We start from the raw sequence: 18,564 nt of genomic DNA, 5'->3' as shown, positions 1-18,564 counted from the left end.
CCCAGCCATACATGAGCACTCCCCAACCGCCGCACCTGCCGACCTCCGATGCGTCCACCCCGCTGACACCTGCGGCAACCGGCGGCGGCGGGCCACTGGGTGAAACGAAGATGCGCGAAATCGCGGTGCGGATCTCGCAGTACTTCCGCGATTTCCTTGAATCGGATTTCAAGCGCGCGCAGGCACCGCGGCGCCGCATCGTGCTTACCAGCGATTCCGGCTTCCGCGCAGGCATGCGCACCGCGCCGTATCCTGCGTTGGACAAGGAGCTGTGGAAGCTGCTCAGCCGGCCCTCCGGCGAGGAGCTTTCGTTCACCATCGGCCCGCGCAGCTACACCCGGCCGATCAGCGCGGCGCTGCGCCGCATCGTCGAAGAACAAGTGAACGCCATCACCGAGACCGCCATCGCCACGGTGCGCGTGGCCGTGCTGGACAAGGCGCGCGCCAGCATGGCCGGCGCGCTGGAAGACCCGGAAGCATGGGTGGAATCGGTGCAGGGCACCCTGGTGGATGCGATGTGCGTGCAGGTGGTGCGGCCGCTGATCGCGCATCTGGCCGGCCCACTGCAGGGCCAGGCGTACTGGGTGATGGATTCGCTGCACGCGGCTGAATCGGACCTGGTCACCCGCTCCGTTGTGGATCTGTACCAGACCCTGCCGGAGGTGCTGGCGCGCTTGCTGGCCGCCGGTGATGAACTGCCGCTGCAGCAGGCCTGCGAGCACCAGCTGACCCGCGAAGGCACGATCAGCGCGCTGATGGCCTTCTTCGAGAACTTCGTGGCGGCCGACGCCTTCCATGAGTTCCGCGACCTGGAAACCTATGTCGCCACCGGCGATGGCCTGCAGCTGTATCTCTACGTGGGCACGCTCAAGTACGCGGGCGTGCAGTACCCGGTGTTCTACCTGCCGCTGGACGTGGTGCGGGCCAAGGATGGGTCGGGCTACACCCTGACCCTCAGCAACCGGCTGTTCGCCAACCGCCGCGCGATCGACTTCGTGCTGCAGGAACTGGCCGTGGGCATGGCCCGCGAGTGGGTGTCGCCGATCCAGGAGCGCATCCAGTACCTCGACCCGGCGCAGAGCCTGTTCGAAGTGGCAGCGTCGCTGTTCCGGCAGGTGGCCAACGCGGTGGATCTGGGCGGCGACGTCTCGCTTTCCTCGTCTGCCAGCGAGGCATCCACCGCCACCGTTGCGCTGTCGCCTGCCCTGCACCTGGCTGCGTTCGAGCGCGCCGACGAGGCGCTGTTGAATGATTTCGAGGAGATCATCGACCAGGCCCGCAATGGGGGGTCGAAGCTGGTGGATCTGTTCCACGGCATGGTGGAAGGCGTGCTGATGCGCAACCCCGAACCCATCGGGGAACGAGTGGAGTCGGCCTGGGATGCGCTGCCGCTGGTAGAGCGCATGGTGTTCGATTCGCCCATTCCGTTGAATGAGGAGCAGCGCAAGATCCTGCTGGCGGTGCGCGAGCCACAGGGCCGCATCGTGGTGGTCGAAGGCCCCCCTGGCACCGGCAAGTCGCACACCATCACCGCCATCGCCGCGGACTGTGCGTTCAACAAGAAGAGCTGCCTGGTGCTGTCGGACAAGACCGAAGCGCTGGACGTGGTGTACGACAAGCTGTCCGATGCGATGAGCCGGGTTCGCCACGATCGCGATTTCCCCAACCCCATCCTGCGGCTGGGCCAGCAGGCAGCGAACTTCAAGCGCCTGACCTCCACCGGCACGATCAGCCAGATTTCAGCCTTCGCCAAGGCCATGAAGGCCAACCAGCCCGCCCTTGAGAGCGAGCGCCAGGACACGGCACAGACGCTCCGGCAGGCCATCTCCACTACCGTGCAGACGCTGGGGCGTGTATCGCTTGCTGCAGTGAAGACCATGCACGAGCAGGAAGCGGAGCTGGGCGAGCGCGCCCCCGCGGTGCTGCAGCAGGTGCACGCGGTGATGGATGCCAACGTGCTGACCGAGCTGGAAGCGGTGACCGCGCAGGCGGACGCACTGGAAGCCTATCTTGCCGATCTGTTCGGCAGCACCGACTACACGCCGGCGTCGCTGGACCAACGCATCCGTCGCGATGCGGTGACCACCGCTTTTCTTGCCGACCGACCGGTTGACGGCTGGGCGCTGTTCGAGTCGTTGGATGCAGAGCAGATACGGCTGCTGGGCACGCTGTTGCTGCAATACCAGCAGCTGAAGATGCCGCTGCTGGGTTATCTGCTGCGTGGCAATGCCGTGCGCGGGCTGGAACTGCAACTCAACCAGCTTGGCACCACACGGCCGCTGCTGCTCAAGCAGGATGCAGCCGCCCTGCAGAACATCGTGCAGGGCGCAAACGCGCTGCGCATGAAGCTGGAGGCCGAAGGCCTGGGCACGCAGCTGGCGGCCAGCTACCGGCAGATCGCCCACGGCGCCGCGCCGGGACCGGGTGCGGCGGTTGCACGGCAGGCAATGACCCTGCTGGCGCGGCTCAATCCGGCCATCGTCGAGGCCCTGCTGGCCGAGCCGAAGGACGATCCCGCGCTGTGGGCGCTGACCCTGCGCTTCCTGCAGGGCTGGATGGCCACGCGCAAGGCCTTCGTCGACGCGCCGCAGTACGACTATGTGGGCACCAAGACCAAGCTGGAACGCTTGAACACCTCGGTGATGAATGCCCATGTGGATGGGCGCCTGATCAGCTTCATGGATCATCACCGCGCCGACGCGCGGGCATTGGCGGGCGTGATCGCCAACCGGCAGAAGTTCCCGGTGGACAAGTTCGAGAGCGTGCGCGAGTCGTTCCCGGTGATGATCGCCAGCATCCGCGAGTTCGGCGAATACATGCCGCTGGCACCGGACCTGTTCGACGTGCTGGTGATCGACGAAGGCTCGCAGGTCTCGGTGGCACAGGCACTGCCGGCGCTGCTGCGTGCGCGCAAGGTGGTGGTACTGGGCGATTCCAAGCAGTTCTCCAACGTCAAGGCCGCCAACGCCAGCATCGCGCTGAACGACAAGTACCGCTCGGACCTGGTCAACTACTTCCGCACCAACGTCAGCCAGCAGGCCGACGTGCTGGAACGGCTGGCCATGTTCGATGTGAAGCGCTCGGTGCTGGAGTTCTGCTCGCTCTCGGCCTCGTACTCGGTGATGCTGCGCAAGCATTTCCGCAGCTATGCGGAACTGATCGGGTTCTCGTCCTCCACCTTCTACAACCACCAGCTGCAGGCACTGAAAATCCGCAGCCGGCCGCTGCAGGAGGTGATCCGCTTCAGCCAGGTCGATGCCACTGGGCACCGCACCAGCCGCAGCACCAACGACGCCGAAGCGGCCTTCATCGCCGAGCGACTGGTGGAACTGCTGGATACGGAGTCGCCGCCCACGGTGGGCATCATCACGCCGTTCCGCGAGCAGCAGACGCTGTTGTCCAAGACGCTGTTCAACCATCCGCGCGGCCGCGAGTTTGAAGAGCGGCTTCGCCTGAAGGTGATGACGGTCGACTCCTGCCAGGGTGAGGAACGCGGGCTGATCTTCTATTCGATGGTGGCGACTGCCGGCCAGGATGCGCTGAACTACATCTTCCCGGTCAGCCTGAGCGGCGCGGTGGATGCGGTGGAAGACAAGCTGAAAGTGCAGCGTCTGAATGTCGGCTTCTCCCGTGCGCAGGAGGCGATCTGGTTCGTCCATTCGATGCCGGTGGATGCGTTCCGCGGCGCAATCGGCAATGCGCTGCGTTACTACGCCAGCCAGCTGGACCGCCCCGCGCCCGACGCCGCGCAGACCGATGCGCGCAGCCCGATGGAATCGAAGGTGCTGCAGTGGCTGCAGCAGACGCCGTTCGTGCTTGCCCATGGCGATGCGGTCGAGATCATTCCGCAGTTCCCGGTGGGTGACTACCTGCGCCAGCTCGACCCGACCTATCAGCACCCGGCGTGGCGCGTGGACTTCCTGGTGACCGTGCAGACCGTGCGCGGCGCGCTGCAGATCGTGATCGAGTACGACGGTTTCGAATTCCATTTCCGCCGCGACAAGCCGGTGCATGTGGGCAACCACGAGCGCTATCTGGTGGAGGCCGACGTCGAGCGCCAGCTGACCCTGGAAAGCTACGGCTACCGCTTCCTGCGCATCAACCGCTTCAACCTGGGCAGCGACCCGGTGCAGACGCTGTCCGACCGGCTCTATCGCCTGATTGAAGTGGCCGGCACGGAAATCCGCTCGGCCGCGGTCGATCAGGTGATCGAGCAGGTGCAGGGACTGGAGTCGAAGGAAAAGAAGGTCTGCAGCCGCTGCGGGCAGATCCGCAGCCAGGAAGAGTTCTTCGACCCTGACCTGCGTGCCGGTGCCGGTGGGGTAGGACGGATCTGCATGCCCTGCAAGGCGGGCTAGGCGGTGTTGCGGGGTGCCAGCGTGCGCAGTGCCACCGCCGCCAGCCTGCGGCTGACCAGCGCGTAGAGCTCTTCCAGTTCGGCCGCGCGCGCGTCGGTCATGTTGGTACCGAACAGTACACGCGACAGCGCGGCCTTGTGGGTGTCGGCGGGATAGCGCGCCCGCGCCCGGTACACGGCCTGCAGCACCAGCCAGGCCAGGCGGAACCCGCCCCCGGGCAGGGGGCGGACTACGCGGTCATAGACCTGCCAGAACTGGTATTCGGCCTCCAGGTCGACCGCCGGTGCTGCGAACGGCACCGGACGCGCACGTCCATGGGCGCGCCTGCGGACCGGAGGGAAACGGGGGTTGTGCTGTGCCATGCGTACAGGATGACCCAGCAACATTGTGGGAACCTTGCGTTGGTGCCCGGAAATCAGTGCAGATTGTGCAAACAGCGGATGGGGTCGGAGCCCTTGGCGTGGCAAAGGGATCCGACCCCGGTCATGGCAGCCGCCGAAGAGCCGCGAAGTGCATCCACGCATGGCGTGGATCTACCGGGGTCAGAGCCCTCTGCCATGCAGAGGGATCCGACCCCGTTCCATGTATCAGAACGACATCGAGGTGCTGAACATCACCTGCCGGGGGGCGCTGCGCTGCAGGGTCTGGTAGTCGCCCGAGAACGACGAGCCGGCGATGGTGGCGGTGCCGATGTTGTTGCGGTTGAACAGGTTGCTTACGTCCAGCCGCAGCTCCAGCCCCGGCAGCATGCTGTCCGGGCCCAGGGTGTAGGCGGTGTACGCGTTGACCTGCCAGAACGTCGGCACGCGGATGTCGTTTTCATAGGTGAAGGGCTGGCGCAGGTACGAGGTGCTGGTGGCACCGAAACGCCAGTCGCCGAAGTGCGCGGACAGGTCGCTGACCAGCGATAGCTGCGGGTAGCCCGGCTGCGCGTTGCCCTTGATCGGGTACACGGTATCGCCCACCACGAAATCGCTGTCGTAGTACGAGCGCGCCAGTGCGATGCCCTGGTAGAACTGCAGGTGGTCGGTCAGGTCGGCGGTGATGCCGAGATCGGCGCCGATCACGTGCATCTTCGGCATCAAGCGCACCGTGTTGATCTGCGCGAACTGGGTGCCGATGGCTGCCGACAGCAGGCGGTTGCGGATGTCGTTGTAGAACACATCACCGGTCACGGTCAGGCGGTCGAAGCGGTGGCTGGCGCCCACGGTCAGGTTCCAGTTCTTTTCCGGACGCAGGGTGCCGGCCACGCGGTCGAACTCTTTCTGGTCACTGATGGTCCAGGCCGACGCGGTGTAGCCGATGTTGCCGCGCTGGGCCACGCGATAGCCGTTCATGGTGTTGACCAGGTCGATGAAGGCATCGGTCCGCTCGGTCGGGCTCCAGTACAGCGACACGTGTGGCAGGAAGTTGCTCTTTGCGCGCAGCGTGCCGAACACCGGGCGCTCCGCTGAGTCGCCGATGCCACCACCAGTGGTAGTGAAGTCCACGGCCTTGAAGCCCAACCCCAGCACCAGCGTGTCGGTGACGGCGTAGTTGTCATGCAGGTAGAGCTGCCGTGAACGGGTCACCCAGCTGGATGCGTTGTCGGTCTGGAACGCCGGACCGTACACATCGAACGGCCCGGTGGCCTTCAGTGGCTTGCCCTCCCCCAACAGCGGCTGCTGGTACCACTCGGTCTTCGCGGCCGCCTTGCTCTTCTCCTGCCAGAAACCGGTGGTGAGGGTGTGCGCACCGGTCTCGAACTGCAGGTTGAACATGCCCCCCAAGCGATTGAGGTGCGGCGTCTGCACCTGCTCGGAGAAGGGCGCGCCGTTGGGCGACGGCACGGTCGGGTCGGTCAAGGTGGCCTGGGTGTGGCTGTTGACGTTGTACAGCTGCACGTTGCCGCTGAGCGCGGGCGTGATCTGGAAGCGATGGTTGATCGAAGCGACGCGGTCGCGGGTCACCTGGCCGGTGTCGTAGGGAATCAGCTCGGACAGCTCACCGCAGGTGTAGGCGCCGCAGGACGTGTCGGCGTTCTCCGGCGAGGCCACGTAGTACGCCCACGCATAGTCCGGATAGAAGCTGTCGGCCTTCCAGCCCAACTTGCGGATCATGTCGAAGGAGATGTTGTTGTAGCCCCACACCGCGGCCTTGCTGTCGGACAGGAACACGGTGAAGTCACCCCACGCCACATCCTGCTGGGCCTTCAGGTCACCGCGCAGGAACTTCTGGGTGCCGGCGCCCTGGTACTTGTCGGCCGACACGCGCTGCAGGTCGACCAGCAGCTTCGGGCCGTGCTCGCCCAGCTGGCCGCTCTGGCCGGAGACCGTGGTGACCAGCGTGTTGTTGCTGCCCACGCCCTGTTTGAGGCGCAGGCTGGGGGTGTCCTGCAGGTCGCGCAGGCGGTACTCGAGGCTGCCGCCATTGACGCTGCTGGAGAACACACTCACCGGTGCACCGCCCGGGCTGACCGTGATCGAACCGATGCCATCGGGCACACCGACGTTGACCACGCTGGTGCCGGTAAGCGAGAGGAAGCCGTTGTCGTTCAGCGGCACGCCTTCGAAGGTGATGCCCATTTCATTCATGCGGAACCCGCGCACGAACAGGCTGGTAGCCGAGATGTCCAGGCCGAGGCCGTCGGTGGCGGTGTAGCTGGCGCCCGGCACGTTCTTCAGCATCGACAGGCCGTTGTTGCCGGACACCATCGAATCCAAGTCGGTGGCGTTGATGACGTAGCGGTTCGGGCCGACCACCTGGGTGGGCGCGACGGCTGCACCGCGTGGGGTGGCGATGACCTGCAGCGCGTTCAAGGTGGTGGGGGTGTCGTGGGCCGCGTCGGTGGACTCGGCAGCGTGCAGCGGTGCAACGAGTGCGATGCCGATTGCCAGGGCAAGAAGCGTAGGTGGAGTGTTCATGGCCAGATCCAGGGTGCAGGGGAAAGGTGGCGCAGGCGCACGCCCAGCGCGATGCAGCGCCGGTGTGCGGCGCGCTGGCTGGCGGCGATTGCGTTGAAGTGATGACGGCGCGGTACGCGCCGGTCAGTGGCGGATGAAGACGATCATCTGCCGTGGGATTCGGTGGCGTGATTTCGACGTGCGGAATTCTTGCATCGCACTGCCGCATCCGCCATTGCACCGTGGTACAGCGCCGATGGCGATGTGTATGGATGGGCTATACGTGGGTATAGCCCTTGCGTGGTAGGCCGACCTTGGTCGGCGCTTGCCGGCTGCGTGTGCCAACCAAGGTTGGCACCTACCGGAAGATGGACGCGCGGTTACTGCAGAACGAAACGCTCGATCGCCTTGGCCACGCCTTCATCGGCGTTGGTGGCGGTCTCGAAGCGCGCCACGGCCTTCACCGCATCGATGGCATTGCCCATCGCCACGCTGGTGCCGGCGTACTGCAGCATGGTGAGGTCGTTCTCCTGGTCGCCGATGGCCATCACGTTGGCGCGGTCGATGCCCAGGTGCTCGGCCAGCTTCTGCAGGCTTGGCCCCTTGCCGGCGCGGTGGTCGAATACTTCCAGGAAGAACGGCGCGCTCTTCAGTACCGCGAAACGCTCGGTCAGCGCGGCTGGCAAGCGCGCGATGGCAGCATCCAGCACGTCCGGCTCGTCGATCATCATCAGCTTGATGAAGGACATACCCGGGTCCATGTCGGCCACGCGGCGGTACGACAGTGGCATGCGCGAAAGATGCGAGTCGGCCACGGTGTAGATGCTGATGTCCTGGTTGGGCGTGTACATGCGCGTGGCATCGAGCGCCTGGAAGTGCACGCCGATCTCGCGGGCAACCTGTTCGCAGTACACGAAGTCATCGAAGCTGAGCGGATACTCGACCACCGTCTCGCGCGGGCCGATGCGCTGCACGAGGCCACCATTACAGGCGATGCAGTAATCATCGTCGCCATCGATGCCAAGTTCGTGCAGGAACGGCGCCAGCCCCGGAACCGGGCGGCCGCTGGTCAGCACGATATGCACGCCCAGCGCGCGTGCCCGGGCGATGGCCTGCTTCACGCGCGCGGTGAGCTTGTGGGCGGGGTCCAGCAGGGTGCCATCCATATCGATGGCGACCAGTTCGATGGTCGATTGCCTGCGACCCATGTCCATCATCTTCAACCAGTGCGGGGGACGCCCATTTTAGGCCAGGCCGCCTGGCAACGCCGGCCTCATGCATCGTTCACCTCTGCGCGGCGCTGGCCGGGGATACTCGTGGGGCCTGTGCGTCCCCCACCGCAGGACGGCCCTATCGACCGCCCTTCCCTGGACACTCTTTCGACGCATGACCTACCAAGCGCCCGACGCCACTGACACCGCCCCGCTTGCGCAGCAGATTGAAGACCTGATCGAGGGCCTGCCCGGCGACCATATCCGCGTCGGCACGCTGCTGCATGCGCTGGGCGACGAAGGCCTGATGCTGGTGGTGATCCTGCTGTCGGCGATCTTCCTGATTCCGGTATCGATTCCCGGGCTGAGCACGGTGTTCGGTGCCTCCATCCTGCTGATCGGCCTGAGCCGCGTGCGCGACCGTCCTTTGTGGGTGCCGCAGCGATTGGCCGACAAGCAGATCGCCACCGACAAGCTGAAAGCCAACCTGGGCCGTGCCCTGAAATGGGTGCATCGGATGGAGCGGTTGTCCCGGCCGATGCGGCTGGCAGCGATGGTGCGCTCGAAGAAGATGATGCGGTTGAACAACCTGGCGCTGGTGTTCGCCACGATCCTGCTGATGCTGCCGGCCGGGCCGATTCCCTTCAGCAACACGCTGCCGGCGCTGGCGCTGATGTCCTTCGCCATCGGTTTCATCCAGCGCGATGGCGCGGCGGTGGCAGCGGGCTACGGCTTCGTGGTGGCGTCGGTGGTGTACTTCGGTGTGCTGCTGGGCGGCGTAGGCTTTGCGGCCGAATCGGTGTTCAGTGGCTTCCGCAACGGATCATCGGCGCTGTAGAGCCGAGCATGGGCTCGGCCCTACAGCACGGGTGATGCGCGGGCAGCCGGCTACTTCGCCGACACCCGCCACACCACATCGCCCACATCGTCGGCGACCAGCAGCGCGCCCTCCGCATCGATGGCCATGCCCACCGGCGCGCCCATCAGCGTCTTCTCGTCCTTGGACGCGAACCCGCTCACCACCGCTTCCGGGCGGCCGGCCGGCTTGCCGTCCTTGAACGGCACGTACACCACTTCGTAGCCGCTCAGCGGCGAACGGTCCCAGCTGCCGTGCTCGCCGATGAAGGCACCGCCGTGGTACTTCGCCGGCAACGCCTGGCCGGTGTAGAACAGCAGGCCCAGCGGTGCCACGTGCGAGCCGATGGCGAAGTCCGGGCGGATTGCCTTGGCCACCAGGTCCGGCCGCTGCGGCTGCACGCGCTCGTCCACATGCTGGCCGTAGTAGCTGTAGGGCCAGCCGTAGAAGCCGTGCTCCTGCACCGAGGTGAGGTAATCGGGCACCAGGTCGGCACCGATCTCGTCGCGCTCGTTCACCACCGCCCACAGCTTGCCGGTACTCGGCTCCCAGTCCAGGCCGGTGGGGTTGCGCAGGCCCGAGGCGTAGATGCGGCTGCCGCTGGTGGCCACGTCCACTTCCAGCACCACCGCGCGGCGGTACTCGACGGCCAGGCCGTTCTCGGTGATGTTGCTGTTGGAGCCCACGCCCACGTACAGCTTGCTGCCATCGCGGCTGGCCAGCAGTTCCTTGGTCCAGTGGTGGTTGATGGTGCTGGGCAGGTCGGTGAACTCGCTGCCCTTGTCGGACATGCGGGTTTCGCCCGGCACGTAGTGGTATTTCATGATGTTGCCGGTGTTGGCCACATACAGCGTGTCACCGATCAGCTGGATGCCGAACGGCGAGTGCAGGTTTTCGATGTACACGTGCTGGGTCCAGGTGCCGGTGCCCGGCGCGCGCCGCAGCAACGTGACCCGGTTGCCGCCCTTGCCGGCCTTGCCCGAGCGCGCCTTCACCTTGCCGGCGATCCACTGCTTGGGCGTGGTGACCGGCTCTTCGCCGGGACCGTTGCCTTCCACTACCAGTACGTCACCGTTGGGCAGCGACAGCAGCCGGCGCGGGTGCTGCAGGTTGGCGGCGATGCGTTCGATCTTCAGGCCGTCGGCCACCGACGGTGCCTGTCCTTCGGCCCAGCCCACGCCCTTGGGCACCTGCATCGGCGGCAACAGGTAGTTCTCGGGCTTGGGCAACGGCGGTTGCGCGCCGGACTGGTCGGCCGGGTGGTATTCGGCCTTGCCGGCACAGGCGACCAACGCCAGGGACAACGAGAGCACGCCCACGGCGGGCAGGATGCGCTTAGCCATGACGGGCTCCTTGCAGCACCGGCTGCTGCAGCGAAAGCAGGATGAAGCCGAGCGCGATCAGTGCCACCGTCAGCGCGGAGAGGATGGTGCCCGGCACGGCCGCCGCATAGGCGTCGCGGCTGTGCACGAAAGCATTCCAGACCGCCAGCACGATGGCGACCAGGTTGAGCAGGAAATCGAGGCGGTCGGTGCCGGTGGCGGTGCCGTTGCGGCGCCAGACCGCGAACAGGTTGATCAGCCGCGGCAGGATGGCGATCAGCAGGCCGAAGGTGATCAGCCACGCCGCAGACTTGCCCCACATCACTTCAGCGGTGTTGAGGTAGAGGATGTCGAAAATGAGGCCGGCCACGAAGAAGCCGAACGGTATCGGATTCAACAGGCTGAAGAGTGTTGTGCCGAGGCCGCGATGGGCCTGGGCGACGGGGTTGACCATGGTCGTGCTCCGTTCGGGGAAGGGGTGCACGGGCTGTAGTAGCACAGGGGGGCGGGAGGGGGTGCGATGACCTGGGCATCGGATGGCCTCGACGCTATGGCGATGCCCAATGCGACGTCCGCACGACGTGGCCAGTGCCATCCAGCTCCACCGACCACGCCTCGATATGGGGCAGGAATGGATTTTCGTACCACAGCCGTTCCATGCAGGTGCCACTGCATGGCGTGCTGGCATAGCGGGAAAACCGTTGTCCACGCGGCTCTGTGACATCGGGTGCACCCAGCGCATCGATGACCGCCTCTCGACGGTCCCCGGGCCGCAGGGAAGCGATGCCGCGCTCGGCCAGGATGGAAGTAGCCGAGCATCCCCCTACATAAAGCACAGCTGCCAAGGCCAACAGCCAAGCCAGGATCTTCACGTCTGCGCCTCCGCATCCAGCTCCATGGCAGCGTCGCGTATCTCATGGAATGGCAGCATGGTCTCGAAGCCGAATTCGTGTTCCATGCTGATGCGGACCAGGCCGCCAATGGCGAACCAGCTGGTATTGGCGTGCACATCGATGCCATGCCAACCGCCCCCCGCCAGCAGATCCAGCGTCTGCGCCCGGGGCATCTTTGTCCTCTCCTCCCGCAGCAGCGCGCGGCGGTGCCGTTTCATCAGCAGGCGCAGCTGCTTCACCGTGGTGATGTTGAAGGCGGTGAGCTCCGGCAGCAGCTCGGCGATGTCCGCGTCGGTCCAGTAATCGTGGCGACGGTGATACATCGACAGCACCACCTTGCGGATGGTGGCCACGGTGAGTGGGGCCAGATCGGCACGGGCGCGGGCATTGGGGCGTTTCATCCGGTGTCCTCCGGGGAGCCTGGGCATGGTGGCATGGCGGGGGTGCGCCAACCAAGGTTGGCAACTACCGAAGCACAGACCAGAGCGGCGCAGTCGTCATTACAAGGCGACATAAGTGTTTGTGACGTACTTGGCACATCCGCACATCGACCGCGTGAAGAGGTAGGGGGTTGTTCGTTGTGTCGCGTTTGGCTCGTTGCGATGGGGCAGATCCGCCCCGCCGTCCTGCCATGCCGATTCACAACAGAAGGATTCGTGTATGAAGCGACACACGCAACGCTCCGCGCCACCGCGCTCTGCGCGCCTGGCCTTGGCCACTGCCCTGGTGCTGGGCAGCCTGGCCGTTACCGCCCATGCGCAACAGGCCGATCCACTGGCGGGCCGCCAGTGGCACCTGCTCAATACCGGCCAAGCGGTGCTGGGCGATACCCTGCCGGTGGCCGGCAACGATCTGAACGTGGATGGCCTGTACCGCAACGGCATCCGCGGCCAAGGCGTCATCATCGGTATCGTCGATGACGGCCTGCAGATCGCGCATCCGGATCTGGCTGCCAACGTGGCGGCAGTGGCAGGCAAGAACTTCGCCAACGGCAGCAACAACCCTTCGCCGTCCGACCCCAACAGCGACAACCACGGCACGATGGTCGGCGGCATCGCCGGTGCGGTCGGTGCCAACGGCGTGGGCGTGCGCGGCGTTGCGCCCGCGGCCACGCTGAAGGGCTTCAACGTGCTGGCCTCGGATGCTGCGGGCAACCAGCTGAGCAATATCGAGTACTCGTGGTGGGATGGCGCCGAGTCGGCCGATGTGCAGGTGTTCAACAACAGCTGGGGCGCCGGTCCCAGCAATCCGAACCTACCGTTCGCCTTCAGCCAGAACGACGTGGCATCCAATGAGCAGGCCCTCTCCGGCACGCGCGGCGGCCGCGGCGGCATCTACGTGAAGGCGGCGGGCAACAACTTCGACAACGCTGCGATCAACCAGTTCCAGGACGTGTGCACCGCCGATACCAAAAACCGCAGGACGGGCTGCGTGCCGGCCGGCCGCGATCCACGCAACAACCTGTTCAACGTGATCACCGTGGCGGCAGTACGCGCCGACGGCGTGCGTTCGTCGTACTCGTCCACCGGTTCGGCGCTGTGGGTGTCCGGCTTTGGTGGCGAGAACGGCTGGCAGCGACAGTACGTGCCGAACCAGTTGGCGGTTCGCTACGATCCGGCCATCCTCACCACCGACGTGACCGGCTGCGCGCAGGGCAGCAACACCAACGCCCAGCGTTACAACGCGCTGGACAGCAACCTGTCAGCCCTCGACAGCACCTGCAACTACACCGGCAGGATGAACGGTACCTCGGCAGCGACGCCGATGGTGTCGGGCGTGGCAGCGCTGGTGCTGGAAACCAATCCGAACCTGTCCTACCGCGATGTGAAATACATCCTGGCCACTACCGCCACGCGCAATCATCCCAACCAGCCGGCGGTGACGCTGGCCGATGGGCGCGTGCTGGTGCCGGGCTGGACGGTGAACGCCGCCAATCGTGCCTACAGCAACTGGTACGGCTTCGGCGTGGTCAATGCGGCGCGTGCCGTACAGGTGGCGGAGAACTTCCAGTCGCTGGGGCCGCTGGTGGACACCGGCTGGCGCACCACCACGCGCACCGTTGCCATTGGCAACACCACCAACGCCGCCGCGCGCCTGACCTTCCAGGTGGCCAATGGTGCACGCAACATCGAATCGGTGCAGCTGGGATTCCGGGTGAACCACAGCAACACCCGCCAGCTGCAGTTCGTGCTGATTTCGCCCAGTGGCACGCGCAGCGTGGTGCAGCCGGCCTTCACCGCAATCGGCTCCGGCACGGGCGGCGTGCAGCGCAACTTCACCAACTGGGATCTGTTGTCCAGCAATGCCTTCCTGGATGAGGCGGCGACGGGCACCTGGACCCTGGAAGTGACCGACATGGGGCAGGCCGCGAACGCAGCGTCGCGCGGCAACCTCGAATTCTTCAAGATCCGCGTTCTGGGGCACTGATGATGAAGACGACCATTCTGTTGAGCACTCTCGCCCTGGCGGCGATGACGACCACCGCTTCGGCGCAGAGCTCGGGCCAGACCCCGCCTGCAAAGACCCTGTCCACCGTGGATGCGCAGGCGCTGAAGGCCACCGCGACCGGCCGTTCGTTTGATGTGGGCGGCACCCGTTTCCAGCTTTCGCCCTCGACCAGCGTGAAGGCGACCGGCGGCGGGCAGTTCACGATCACGCCGTCAGCGGCGCCGGCCGCAACCACCAGTTCGCGCAGCAAGCGCTCGCTGGATGGTGGCAGCGCAGGCGCTGCGGATGCGGGCGCCGGCAAGTTCGCGGCGGCGGTTTCCAACGACGGCGCGCCGGTGGTGGCTACCTCGCGAGTGAAGGTGTTCTTTACCGATGCCGCCTCGGCGCAGCGTGCGGCCACTGCCACCGGCGGCACCGTGGTGAAGGTGTCGAAGGCCTCGGGACGGGCGATCGTGGAGTACCCGTCGGTGAATGCAGCACTGGATGCAACCACCAGACTGCTGTCGACCGCGGGCATCCGCGCGGCCGAGCCGGACGTGGTGCAGTGGGAAGAGAAGAAGTGATCTAGGGCGTTGCGTGGTGCCCCCGGCCGGTTGGCTCTCCTGGCCGGCCGGGGGATTGGCGAGCGGGAGGGCGTGCCGACCAACGGTCGGCACCCACCACAATCCAATGGCACCCACCACAATCCAATGGCACCCACCAGATTCCAATGGCATCCACCAGAATCCCAACGGTCGGCATGCACCAGATTCCCAATGTCGGCACCCGCCAGAATCAGGATGTCGGCACCCACCAGGTTCATTCATCGCGTGTCGACCAAGGTCGACACCTGCCAGGGCGATGCGTCGTTCAGCGGGCGGCGACGCTCGCGCTGTGCGGCAGCTTGCACGCCGCCAATGCTTCACTGCCCGCGGCCGGGTGTTCCGGCTCCAGCAGCAACCGCTGCACGTCCGAGAACAGCTGCTCCATCGGCATGCCGTAGGGCGCGAACAGGCGCAGGCGGCCCTGGCGGTCGAACACGTAGCCGCCGGCGATGTGGCTCATCGTGTAGGTGTCCGGCAGCTGTCCGGGCTCTTTCTCGTAGAACGCCTTGAAGTCACTGGCCATCGCCGAGAGCTGTGCCTCGTCACCGACCAGTGCCATCGCCTTCGGGTCGAACGCGTGCACATAGGTGTGCGCGACTTCGGGGGTATCGCGCGCCGGATCGACGCTCACAAACACCACCTGTAGCTGGTCGGCATCCTTGCCCATCAGGTGCTTGACCTGGCTCAGTTCGACCATCGTGGTCGGGCACACGTCCGGGCAGCTGGTGAAGCCGAAGAACAGGTAGGTCACCTGCCCTTGCAGGTCCTTCGGGCCACGCAGGGTGCCGGCGCTGTCAGGCATGGTCCAGTGCTGGCCCAGTTCCTCGCAGGCGATGTCCTTGGAATAGAAATCCATGCGCGACTGCGCGCTGCAGCCGGCCAGCAGGCCGAGTGCGAGGCCTGCGGCAAACAGCGGCAGGCGCAGGGAACGAACAACGGAAGCAACACGCATCACGGGTACCACCAACACGAGGTGGGCGCGGTCTCGGTCAGGCCTGCCCTGGGGGGAGAGAGGGCTGAGGTGCCAGGGCGATCGCGCACTCCTTGCCGATCGCCCCGGCCACGGTCAGTTGATCATCATGTGGTAGTGCATGCTCCAGATGATCCAGATCGACAATGCGACCACGATGAACAGGATCACCAGGGTGAACACGAAGCTGGCGAGGTTCCAGCCACCTTCGGATTTGCGGTCCATGTGCAGGAAGTACACCAGCTGCACCAGGATCTGCGCGACCGCGAAGCCGACCAGCAGGAACAGGGTGACCGGCCGCGACAGCACCGGGTTCATCACCAGCGCGAACGGCACCACCGTCAGCAGCGCGCACAGCACGAAGCCGATCAGGTAGGACTTGGTGGAACCGTGCGCATTGCCGGCGCGCGAGGTTTCGACGTGGGCCATGTCAGAAGGCTCCGATCAGGTAGACGAAGGTGAAGACGCAGATCCACACCAGGTCCAGGAAGTGCCAGAACAGGCTCAGGCAGGAAACGCGGGTGATGTTGGTCGGGGTGAGGCCGCGGCGATACACCTGGTGCATCACCACCGCCATCCAGATCAGGCCGCTGGCCACGTGCAGGCCGTGGGTGGCAACCAGGGCGAAGAACGCCGACAGGTAGGCACTGGTGCTGGGGCCGGCCCCTTCATGGATGAGGTGCGAGAACTCGTACAGCTCCATGCCGATGAACGAGGCACCGAGCACGAAGGTCACGCCCAGCCAGCGCAGCACCGCCGCCTTGTCCAGGCGGTGCATGGCCAGCACGGCCTGGCCATAGGTGATGCTGGACACCAGCAGGATGAAGGTCTCGGCCATCACGAACGGCAGCGAGAACAGTTCCTTGCCGGTCGGGCCGCCGGCGTAGGCGGTGCTGAGCACCGCGTACGAGGCGAACAGCGAGCCGAACAGCACCAGGTCGGACATGAGGTACACCCACATGCCGAACACCTTCATGCCGCCCTGTTCGTGGGCGTGGTCGTGCGCGTGGTGGTCGTCGTGGACCAGCGCATCGCTGTCCAGTTGCGGACGGGTCAACAGGTTCATGCGCCTGCCTCCTGCAGCTTGGCGTGGTTGGCCGCTTCGGTACGCGCCACCTCTTCGGAGCTGACGTAGTAATCCACGTCCTCGTTGTAGGAGCGCGCGATCAGGGTGGCGATCATCGCGATGAAGCTGGCACCGGCCATCCACCAGATGTGCCACACCAGGGCGAAGCACAGCACCAGGATCCAGACGTTGAGGATCAGCGGCACACCGGTGTTCTTCGGCATGTGGATCGGTGCGTACTTCTTCGGTGGAGGCGGCAGGCCACGCTTCTTCGCTTCGTGGAAGGCGTCCAGCTCATCGGCCTTGGGCACCACGGCGAAGTTGTAGAACGGCGGCGGCGACGGCGTGGCCCATTCCAGCGTGCGTGCATTCCACGGGTCACCGGTGAGGTCGAGGTTGCGCTTGCGGTCGCGCACGCTGACGTAGATCTGCACCAGCATCAAGATGATGCCCGCAAACACGAACAGCGCACCGATGAAGGCGGCGATCAGGTACGGCGTCCACGCCGGATTGTCGTACTGGTTCATGCGCCGGGTCATGCCCATGAAGCCCAGCATGTACAGCGGCATGAAGGCCAGGTAGAAGCCGATCACCCAGCAGGCGAAGGACCACTTGCCCAGGCGCTCGTTGAGGGTGAAGCCGAATACCTTCGGGAACCAGTAGACGAAGCCGGCCAGGTAGCCGAACAGCGCACCGCCGATGATGGTGTTGTGGAAGTGCGCGACCAGGAACAGGCTGTTGTGCAGCAGGAAGTCCGCGCCCGGGATGGCCAGCAGCACGCCGGTCATGCCACCGATGGTGAAGGTGACCAGGAAGGCGATGGTCCACAGCATCGGCACGCTGAACTCCACGCGGCCGCCGTACATGGTGAACAGCCAGGTGAAGATCTTCACGCCGGTGGGAATGGCGATGATCATCGTCATGATGCCGAAGAAGGCATTGACGCTGGCACCGGAGCCCATGGTGAAGAAGTGGTGCAGCCAGACGATGAAGGACAGGATGCCGATCGCCAGGGTGGCGCCGACCATCGACTTGTAGCCGAACAGCTTCTTGCGCGAGAACGTGGCGGTCACTTCAGAGAAGATGCCGAACGCCGGCAGCACCAGGATGTACACCTCCGGGTGGCCCCAGGCCCACACCAGGTTCACGTACATCATCGGGTTGCCACCCAACGTGTTGGTGTAGAAGTTGAAGTCCAGGTAGCGGTCCAGGGTGAGCGCACCCAGGGCTACGGTCAGGATCGGGAAGGCGGCGATGATGATCACGCTGGTGACCAGCACGGTCCAGGTGAACACCGGCATCTTCATCAACGTCATGCCCGGCGCACGCATGCGCAGGATGGTGATGAACAGGTTGACGCCGGTCAGCAGGGTACCGATGCCGGAGGCCTGCAACGCCCAGATGTAGTAATCGACACCGACCCCGGGACTGAACTCGATGCCCGACAGCGGCGGATAGGCGACCCAGCCGGTCATCGCGAATTCGCCAACACCCAGCGAGATCATCATCAGCGCAGCGCCGACCACGAAGATCCAGAAGCTGAAGGCGTTGAGGAACGGAAACGCCATGTCGCGCGCACCGATCTGCAGCGGCACGATGATGTTCATCAGGCCGACCACGAATGGCGTGGCCACGAAGAAGATCATGATCACGCCGTGCGCGGTGAAGATCTGGTCGTAGTGTTCCGGTGGCAGGAAGCCATCGCTGCCCGGCCCGGCCGCCGCCAGCTGTGCGCGCATCATCAGTGCATCGGCGAAGCCGCGCACCAGCATGACCAGCGCGACGACCACGTACATGATGCCGATCTTCTTGTGGTCCACCGTGGTGAACCAGTCGCGCCAGAGCACGCCCCACAGCTTGAAATAGCTCACCGCGCCGAGCAGCGCGAGGCCGCCCAGCACCATGGCCGCCAACGTGACCACGACGATCGGCTCGTGCAGCGGCACGGCCTCCCACGTCAATTTACCCAACATG

At 65.4% G+C, this 18,564-nt stretch carries 15 protein-coding genes; 4 read left to right on the top strand and 11 right to left on the bottom strand.

Annotated elements, in window-relative coordinates; all coding sequences use genetic code 11:
• Positions 1-11: 11 nt before the first annotated feature.
• Entirely contained in the window at positions 12-4,358 is a 4,347-nt protein-coding gene (locus AB4Y98_RS08820; RefSeq protein ID WP_442244180.1) for an AAA domain-containing protein, read from the top strand.
• On the opposite strand, the gene AB4Y98_RS08815 is transcribed toward AB4Y98_RS08820, so the two are convergent.
• The 3 genes from AB4Y98_RS08815 to yidA form a co-directional block, all read right to left on the bottom strand.
• Positions 4,355-4,657 (bottom strand): hypothetical protein, encoded by a 303-nt coding sequence (locus tag AB4Y98_RS08815; RefSeq protein WP_223496980.1) that lies wholly within the window; start codon positions 4,655-4,657, stop codon positions 4,355-4,357. The two genes, AB4Y98_RS08820 and AB4Y98_RS08815, sit on opposite strands and share 4 nt — an antisense overlap.
• Positions 4,658-4,945: 288 nt before the next feature.
• Positions 4,946-7,261 (bottom strand): TonB-dependent receptor, encoded by a 2,316-nt coding sequence (locus tag AB4Y98_RS08810; protein WP_442244179.1) that lies wholly within the window; start codon positions 7,259-7,261, stop codon positions 4,946-4,948.
• A gap of 359 nt (positions 7,262-7,620) precedes the next feature.
• Entirely contained in the window at positions 7,621-8,454 is an 834-nt protein-coding gene (gene yidA, locus AB4Y98_RS08805) for a sugar-phosphatase (RefSeq protein ID WP_394196774.1), read from the bottom strand.
• Positions 8,455-8,626: 172 nt separating this feature from the next.
• On the opposite strand from yidA, the gene AB4Y98_RS08800 reads away from it, so the two are divergent.
• A complete protein-coding gene (locus AB4Y98_RS08800; protein ID WP_442244178.1) occupies positions 8,627-9,289 on the top strand; it encodes an exopolysaccharide biosynthesis protein in 663 nt (220 codons plus the stop codon).
• A 50-nt stretch (positions 9,290-9,339) separates the two neighbouring features.
• Here the strand turns inward: AB4Y98_RS08800 and AB4Y98_RS08795 are convergent, their stop codons facing one another.
• The 4 genes from AB4Y98_RS08795 to AB4Y98_RS08780 form a co-directional block, all read right to left on the bottom strand.
• Positions 9,340-10,650, bottom strand: a complete 1,311-nt coding sequence (locus tag AB4Y98_RS08795; protein WP_059065442.1) for a PQQ-dependent sugar dehydrogenase — start codon at positions 10,648-10,650, stop codon at positions 9,340-9,342.
• Positions 10,643-11,083 (bottom strand): DUF2231 domain-containing protein, encoded by a 441-nt coding sequence (locus tag AB4Y98_RS08790; protein ID WP_312107508.1) that lies wholly within the window; start codon positions 11,081-11,083, stop codon positions 10,643-10,645. The genes AB4Y98_RS08795 and AB4Y98_RS08790 overlap by 8 nt, the downstream gene beginning before the upstream one ends.
• 94 nt (positions 11,084-11,177) lie before the next feature.
• Positions 11,178-11,501 (bottom strand): hypothetical protein, encoded by a 324-nt coding sequence (locus AB4Y98_RS08785; protein WP_363733879.1) that lies wholly within the window; start codon positions 11,499-11,501, stop codon positions 11,178-11,180.
• Positions 11,498-11,923, bottom strand: a complete 426-nt coding sequence (locus tag AB4Y98_RS08780; protein WP_394196770.1) for a hypothetical protein — start codon at positions 11,921-11,923, stop codon at positions 11,498-11,500. Before AB4Y98_RS08780 ends, AB4Y98_RS08785 begins: the two co-directional genes overlap by 4 nt.
• 259 nt (positions 11,924-12,182) lie before the next feature.
• Between AB4Y98_RS08780 and AB4Y98_RS08775 the strand changes: the two genes are divergently transcribed.
• Both AB4Y98_RS08775 and AB4Y98_RS08770 read left to right on the top strand, forming a co-directional pair.
• On the top strand, positions 12,183-13,949 hold the full coding sequence (locus tag AB4Y98_RS08775) for a S8 family serine peptidase (RefSeq protein WP_363733876.1): 1,767 nt from the start codon (positions 12,183-12,185) through the stop codon (positions 13,947-13,949).
• Complete coding sequence (locus AB4Y98_RS08770) at positions 13,949-14,533, top strand: S8 family serine peptidase (protein ID WP_312107515.1); 585 nt, start codon at positions 13,949-13,951, stop codon at positions 14,531-14,533. Before AB4Y98_RS08775 ends, AB4Y98_RS08770 begins: the two co-directional genes overlap by 1 nt.
• A 286-nt stretch (positions 14,534-14,819) precedes the next feature.
• Here AB4Y98_RS08770 and AB4Y98_RS08765 read toward each other — a convergent pair whose 3' ends face one another.
• The 4 genes from AB4Y98_RS08765 to cyoB form a co-directional block, all read right to left on the bottom strand.
• Positions 14,820-15,506: an SCO family protein gene (locus tag AB4Y98_RS08765; protein ID WP_442244177.1), complete on the bottom strand. Its 687-nt coding sequence runs from the start codon at positions 15,504-15,506 to the stop codon at positions 14,820-14,822.
• Positions 15,507-15,620: 114 nt separating this feature from the next.
• Positions 15,621-15,953, bottom strand: coding sequence for a cytochrome o ubiquinol oxidase subunit IV (gene cyoD, locus AB4Y98_RS08760; RefSeq protein ID WP_025877422.1), 333 nt, complete (start codon positions 15,951-15,953; stop codon positions 15,621-15,623).
• A 1-nt stretch (position 15,954) separates the two neighbouring features.
• A complete protein-coding gene (gene cyoC, locus AB4Y98_RS08755; protein ID WP_080353828.1) occupies positions 15,955-16,590 on the bottom strand; it encodes a cytochrome o ubiquinol oxidase subunit III in 636 nt (211 codons plus the stop codon).
• Positions 16,587-18,563: a cytochrome o ubiquinol oxidase subunit I gene (gene cyoB / locus AB4Y98_RS08750; RefSeq protein WP_025877427.1), complete on the bottom strand. Its 1,977-nt coding sequence runs from the start codon at positions 18,561-18,563 to the stop codon at positions 16,587-16,589. Before cyoB ends, cyoC begins: the two co-directional genes overlap by 4 nt.
• Position 18,564 lies beyond the last annotated feature (1 nt).

The sequence above is a fragment of the Stenotrophomonas sp. 2YAF26 genome, assembly GCF_052114625.1.
In the GTDB taxonomy this organism is placed as follows: Bacteria; Pseudomonadota; Gammaproteobacteria; order Xanthomonadales; family Xanthomonadaceae; genus Stenotrophomonas; species Stenotrophomonas indicatrix.
This window is presented reverse-complemented; position numbering and strand designations above follow the sequence as displayed.

Bases quoted from the DNA above. Each gene is read 5' to 3' on its own strand.
- cyoC (WP_080353828.1), bottom strand. From the start codon at position 16,590: ATGAACCTGTTGACCCGTCCGCAACTGGACAGCGATGCGCTGGTCCAC.
- AB4Y98_RS08810 (WP_442244179.1), bottom strand. From the start codon at position 7,261: ATGAACACTCCACCTACGCTTCTTGCCCTGGCAATCGGCATCGCACTC.
- cyoD (WP_025877422.1), bottom strand. From the start codon at position 15,953: ATGGCCCACGTCGAAACCTCGCGCGCCGGCAATGCGCACGGTTCCACC.
- AB4Y98_RS08790 (WP_312107508.1), bottom strand. From the start codon at position 11,083: ATGGTCAACCCCGTCGCCCAGGCCCATCGCGGCCTCGGCACAACACTC.
- cyoB (WP_025877427.1), bottom strand. From the start codon at position 18,563: ATGTTGGGTAAATTGACGTGGGAGGCCGTGCCGCTGCACGAGCCGATC.
- AB4Y98_RS08780 (WP_394196770.1), bottom strand. From the start codon at position 11,923: ATGAAACGCCCCAATGCCCGCGCCCGTGCCGATCTGGCCCCACTCACC.
- AB4Y98_RS08820 (WP_442244180.1), top strand. From the start codon at position 12: ATGAGCACTCCCCAACCGCCGCACCTGCCGACCTCCGATGCGTCCACC.
- AB4Y98_RS08770 (WP_312107515.1), top strand. From the start codon at position 13,949: ATGATGAAGACGACCATTCTGTTGAGCACTCTCGCCCTGGCGGCGATG.
- AB4Y98_RS08775 (WP_363733876.1), top strand. From the start codon at position 12,183: ATGAAGCGACACACGCAACGCTCCGCGCCACCGCGCTCTGCGCGCCTG.
- AB4Y98_RS08795 (WP_059065442.1), bottom strand. From the start codon at position 10,650: ATGGCTAAGCGCATCCTGCCCGCCGTGGGCGTGCTCTCGTTGTCCCTG.
- yidA (WP_394196774.1), bottom strand. From the start codon at position 8,454: ATGGACATGGGTCGCAGGCAATCGACCATCGAACTGGTCGCCATCGAT.
- AB4Y98_RS08800 (WP_442244178.1), top strand. From the start codon at position 8,627: ATGACCTACCAAGCGCCCGACGCCACTGACACCGCCCCGCTTGCGCAG.
- AB4Y98_RS08765 (WP_442244177.1), bottom strand. From the start codon at position 15,506: ATGCGTGTTGCTTCCGTTGTTCGTTCCCTGCGCCTGCCGCTGTTTGCC.